This is a genomic window from Spirosoma sp., assembly GCF_048594605.1.
In the GTDB taxonomy this organism is placed as follows: domain Bacteria; phylum Bacteroidota; class Bacteroidia; order Cytophagales; family Spirosomataceae; genus Spirosoma.
This window is the reverse complement of record NZ_JBMDWV010000055.1, coordinates 1-4,939: the sequence shown is the minus strand read 5'-3', so window position 1 is coordinate 4,939 and position 4,939 is coordinate 1. Positions and strand designations below refer to the sequence as shown.

7 protein-coding genes are annotated in these 4,939 nt (G+C 43.9%); 2 read left to right on the top strand and 5 right to left on the bottom strand.

Annotation, left to right across the window (positions count from 1 at the left end; all coding sequences use genetic code 11):
• The coding region (locus ACOJS8_RS03130; RefSeq protein WP_420147071.1) for a DUF6786 family protein at window positions 1–598 on the bottom strand (598 nt) is incomplete at its 3' end.
• Between the two features lie 184 nt (window positions 599–782).
• Between ACOJS8_RS03130 and ACOJS8_RS03125 the strand changes: the two genes are divergently transcribed.
• Both ACOJS8_RS03125 and ACOJS8_RS03120 read left to right on the top strand, forming a co-directional pair.
• Window positions 783–1,142: a GNAT family N-acetyltransferase gene (locus ACOJS8_RS03125; RefSeq protein ID WP_420147070.1), complete on the top strand. Its 360-nt coding sequence runs from the start codon at window positions 783–785 to the stop codon at window positions 1,140–1,142.
• 21 nt (window positions 1,143–1,163) lie between these two features.
• Window positions 1,164–2,078, top strand: coding sequence for a serine hydrolase (locus tag ACOJS8_RS03120; protein ID WP_420147069.1), 915 nt, complete (start codon window positions 1,164–1,166; stop codon window positions 2,076–2,078).
• A gap of 59 nt (window positions 2,079–2,137) precedes the next feature.
• Here ACOJS8_RS03120 and atpH read toward each other — a convergent pair whose 3' ends face one another.
• From atpH to atpB, 4 genes are all read right to left on the bottom strand, one after another.
• A complete protein-coding gene (gene atpH / locus ACOJS8_RS03115) occupies window positions 2,138–2,677 on the bottom strand; it encodes an ATP synthase F1 subunit delta (protein ID WP_420147068.1) in 540 nt (179 codons plus the stop codon).
• Window positions 2,678–2,683: 6 nt separating this feature from the next.
• Window positions 2,684–3,178 carry a F0F1 ATP synthase subunit B gene (locus ACOJS8_RS03110; RefSeq protein ID WP_420147067.1) on the bottom strand — a complete coding sequence of 165 codons (495 nt, stop codon included), beginning with the start codon at window positions 3,176–3,178 and terminating at the stop codon, window positions 2,684–2,686.
• A 238-nt stretch (window positions 3,179–3,416) separates the two neighbouring features.
• Window positions 3,417–3,683 (bottom strand): ATP synthase F0 subunit C, encoded by a 267-nt coding sequence (atpE, locus tag ACOJS8_RS03105; protein ID WP_420147066.1) that lies wholly within the window; start codon window positions 3,681–3,683, stop codon window positions 3,417–3,419.
• A gap of 101 nt (window positions 3,684–3,784) precedes the next feature.
• Window positions 3,785–4,900, bottom strand: coding sequence for a F0F1 ATP synthase subunit A (gene atpB / locus ACOJS8_RS03100; RefSeq protein WP_420147072.1), 1,116 nt, complete (start codon window positions 4,898–4,900; stop codon window positions 3,785–3,787).
• Window positions 4,901–4,939: the final 39 nt, after the last annotated feature.

The following is a 4,939-nucleotide window of genomic DNA, read 5'->3' as shown; positions in this document are numbered from 1 at the left end:
GCGAATCAATACGATCAGTTAACCGACGTTTTATTTCGTCTTTAGTCAGTAACGTATCGGTACGTTCGATAACAATGTCAAATCGTGTGTCCGAGTAATTTACCAGCGAGACTTTTCGAGTGAACGTAGCGGATGTTTCAGTGGTGTTGGAGATTGTAAACGGCTCTGAGTCAATAGCGGCAGGCGTCTGCCAGTGTTCAGCGTCGAAGGGATCACCTTTCTTGAAATACAGCGCAAACTGGCCTCCTTCCGGTCCTAACCAAAACCGATCTTCTCCGCCAAAGGCGTTCATATGCGGAAGTATTTTCCCGGAACGTATCAAATCATAATTAATCCAGCCATAACTAGCCGATCCATCGGCAGTAGAAGTCATCACCCGTCCCTGATAAGCCGGACAAATCAGTGCATGGGCATCGTCAAGCCTAAGCTCAACCAGATTCTGATGGTACTGCTGTAAAAACTGTCGATCTTTTTCGTAAGGATTCATTGTCGATCCGGTAGTAGTTGAATCTATGGATTGTTCCGTTTCCGTTTCTGATTTTCGGTTTGAGCAGGCCATGATTAGCTCTAAAAAGGCTAATACGATAAGTTTATTCATTGAAATAAATGTAGCGGTTCGGAAAATGGCGAACGTAAATACGCTATCTTGTTCGATAAACGTATCTCTATAAATCATTGTGGCCTTCCAATCTACTTTTATAGACGATCTACAAATCCGAGCTGTAATCTGGGATGACGCCCCCGTTATTTATGCCTTTTTATGCGCATTAGAAGAACTTACGTTGGATCAAACTGCATTTCTGCATGCATTCCGGCATAACCTTACTAATCCAGATGTGTATTATTACGTTGCCGAACGATCCAGTGAAATTGTTGGATTTGTGAGCTGTCATGTCCAGTATTTGCTACATCACTGTGGCAAAGTAGGCGAAATTCAAGAACTCTTTGTGCGCCCGGATATACGCAGACAACGTATTGGCCAGCAGTTAGTTAGCGCTATTTATAGCTTAGCCATTCAGGAAAATTTCGTTAATCTGGAAGTGACCACTAATCAGAAACGTATTGATACGATTCGATTTTATGAGCGAGAAGGCTTCAAACGGTCGCACATAAAATTGGTTAAACTCGTTCAATCCAGTTAAATCAGTAACCTACTTATTCCGATGCGTTTAGTTTATATCAGTTTACTACTTGTTGCTTTGCCTTTACTCACAACGAATGGCCAATCCTCTTCTAAAACAACAGACGTAGCACTCGAGCGTAAACTTCAGGCTGCATTAGCTGGATTCCGGGGTGACGTTGGTGTTTATGTATACAATCTTCGCACAGGTAAATCAGTTGCTATTAACGCTGATACGTTGTTTCCAACAGCCAGCACAATTAAAGTACCCATCCAATGTGGCATTTTTAATAAAATCCACCAGGGGAAACTCGCTTATAATCAGGAGCTTATTTATAAAGACTCCTTGCATTACGATGATGGTATCGTTGGCTCTTTACGAGATGGCGCTAAAATTCCACTGAGCCAGGTAATTATGTTAATGGAAACGGTTAGTGATAACACAGGAAGCCTGTGGTGCCAGGCGCTTGCTGGGGGCGGGTCGGCAATCAATGAATGGCTCGAAACAAATGGATTCCATCAAACCCGCGTCAACTCCCGAACACCAGGTCGGGAAGCCTTTCGTACTCGATACGGTTGGGGCCAGACGACTCCCCGCGAAATGGCGGAACTAATGATATACATTCGCCGAGGCCATGCCATTAGTGCCGAAGCCAGTGATGAGATGTATAGAAATCTTGGCCGGCAATTCTGGGATGAAAACGGTCTGTCACAAATTCCATCGGATGTAAAAACAGCCTGCAAAACGGGCGCAGTCAATCAGGCACGCTCCGAGGTGATATTTGTCCACGCTCCATATGGAGAATACGCCTATTGCATGATGACAAAAAATCAGAAAGACGAAAGCTGGGGACCTGCGAACGAAGGATCGACGTTACTCCGAACAGTTTCAGCAATAGTATGGCGTCATTTTGAGCCAAAATCCAAGTACGAACCGACAACGAGATATGAAAAATAACTGCATAAAAAAACCGTACCTTCGTAGAAAGTACGGTTTTTTTATGATCGTTCTAAACCTTAATTCAGAAATTGCAATCGTAAGTCATTCAACTGACTACGTATTGATCCATCAATTTGCTGATCACCAACACGCAGTATATAACCTCCTATTAACTTAGAGTCTATTTTCTCTTCCAGTTCAACCGTTTTAGCACCGGCTGTTTTCGCCACCATTTCTGTAAATTTCTTACGTAGGGCATCAGTCAGTGGAACCGTGGTAATGATTGTAGCCCGTTCAATACCTTTCAATCGGTCATACTGATTGATAAACTCATCAGCGATGGCATCCATAATTGGCTCCCGATTCTTTTTGGCAATAATTTGAAAGAACGCCATTGTAACCGGATCAACGCGGTTAGCGAAAACAGCTTTTATGATTGCGTTTTTTTTCTCAGCACGTACTATAGGGTTCTTCAGCATAAGTAACAATGGGCGGCTTTGCTCCACTGTTCTTTTGAAGAACAACATGTCTTTGTGCATGGTCTCAGTCAGACCCTTTTCCTGCGCCAAATCCAACAACGACTTAGCATAGCGGGCGGCAACGGTAGCAACTGCCATAGTCGATTAGTTTAAGCGTGATTGAGCAACAAGATCAGTTACTAATTTTTCCTGAGCACCTTTATCGCTGAGTTCTTTGCGAAGAACTTTCTCAGCAATATCAAGCGATAACGTAACAACTTCTTTTTTCATTTGTGTTATCAGTGCCTGGCGCTCATTTTGCATTGACTCACGAGCCTGCTCCAGAATTCTCTTTCCTTCGGCTTCTGCCTTTTCACGCGAATCAGCAACCATTTTATCAGCAGTTTCTTTGGCACCCCGTAAAATAGCTTCCCGTTCCGAACGAGCCTGAGCAAGCAGTTTTTCGTTATCTGCTTTTAGAGCTGTCATCTCGAGCCTGGTTTTTTCGGCTAGATCAAGTGCACTCTGAATGTTGTTTTCGCGTTCGTTCAGACTATCTGTAATAGGTTTCCAGGCAAACGTACGAAGAATAAAAAACAGGCCGAGAAATACGACTACCTGCCAAAAAAGAAGACCAAGATCGGGGGTAAGCAAATCCATTTTTGATATACGATTTTTGATTTCGGATTTTCAAAGAAGCTTAAACAGGATGACATCCAACACTTAATCGGATATCATTAATTATAAATGTAAATCAGAATCAATCTTTTGTTTGAGATCATTCACCCACCGGCAACCCCAAATGGGTGAATGATTCTCAGAATTGGGTGAGTAGTTGAGCCAGCACCTAATGCAACCAGCCTACTCAAATTTCCGATGTTACCAGAGCTAAGCCAAATTAGGCAGCAGTAGCCACTAGCAGACAAATAACGGCTGCGAACAGAGCTACGGCCTCGATCAGAGCCGCGATGATCAGCATGGCAGTTTGGATACGACCAGCCGCTTCTGGCTGACGGGCAATACCTTCCATTGCACTACCACCAATCCGACCGATACCCAGACCAGCGCCAATAGCAGCCAGACCAGCACCGATAGCAGCACCCATAACCGAAACACTACCGCCTGTGGTAGCCTGTAACAGCAAAGCAAACAACGTTGCGAACATAAAACTCAAACAGATTTATTAGTGAAACAAAAGATTGCAAGTTAAACGAGTAGTCGTCAGTCAAGAGCCTAAAACCTGTTGCTCCTAACCAACAACGTTAATCAGTGTGCTTCCGCACCCTCATAACCGATGCCATGGTCAGCTTCGTGGTGCTCTTCAACTGCACTGCCGATGTACATAGCTGTCAGCAGTGTGAAGATGAACGCCTGTAGGAAAGCTACCAGCAACTCGATCATATTCAAGAACAATGTAAAAAACAGAACTACCGGACTAATAGCCAGACTTGTACCAGCACCACCCATGTTGTTGGCCATGAAAATTAAACCCAGTAGGCTAAGAATAATGATGTGACCTGCCGTGATGTTCGCGAAAAGCCGGATCATCAGCGACAGAGGTTTCATAAACACACCAACAATTTCGACCGGAATCATAATGGGCAGTAAAGCAACCGGAACACCTGTTGGTTTGAGGATGTGCAACCAGTAATGTTTGTTCCCACTGAACGTAACAATCAGGAACGTAAGTACAGATAGTACCAGCGTAACTGCAATATTACCCGTTAGGTTGGCCGCTCCCGGCAGCAAACCAAGCAGATTATTGACGAGAATAAAAAAGAATAAGGTCAGCAGATAAGGTAGATACTTCATGTATTTAGGACCAATGCTTGGCTTGGCAATTTCATCCCGTACGAACAGTATGATTGGTTCCAAAAACGATTGAATACCTGATGGTGCTTTACCTTTATTTTTAGCGTATCCGCGGCTGACAGCTGAGAACACCAGGAGCATTATAAGGGCACTTAAGAGCAAAGAAGCTACGTTTTTGGTAATCGAGAAGTTATAAAATTTAGCTTCATGATCTACTTCACCGGCAGCATTTACGCGGTGGATCTTACCATGCTCGTTCTTATATCCGTTATATACCTCTCCGTGTGCTAACCGGGATGACGAAAAAACTTCCAGACCTCTGTCCGATGAATAAAGGATTACCGGTAATGGCAACGTAACGCCATGGGCAAACTCCCAGCCATGATCATCTTTAATGTGGTGCATGATCATTTCACCCACATTAAATTTTTCTTTTTCGGCGTGCGCATCGCCTTCGTGCTGAGTATGTGATTCCCCTCCGTGGTTGTGCTCTTGAGCCTGAACACCTACTAACGAACTCAAAATGAGAGCCGTAGCAACTAAAAATCTATTGATAGCTGAGCGTAGCATGTATTGTGACAGATCGTTTTTACGAATCGCGTCGCAAGT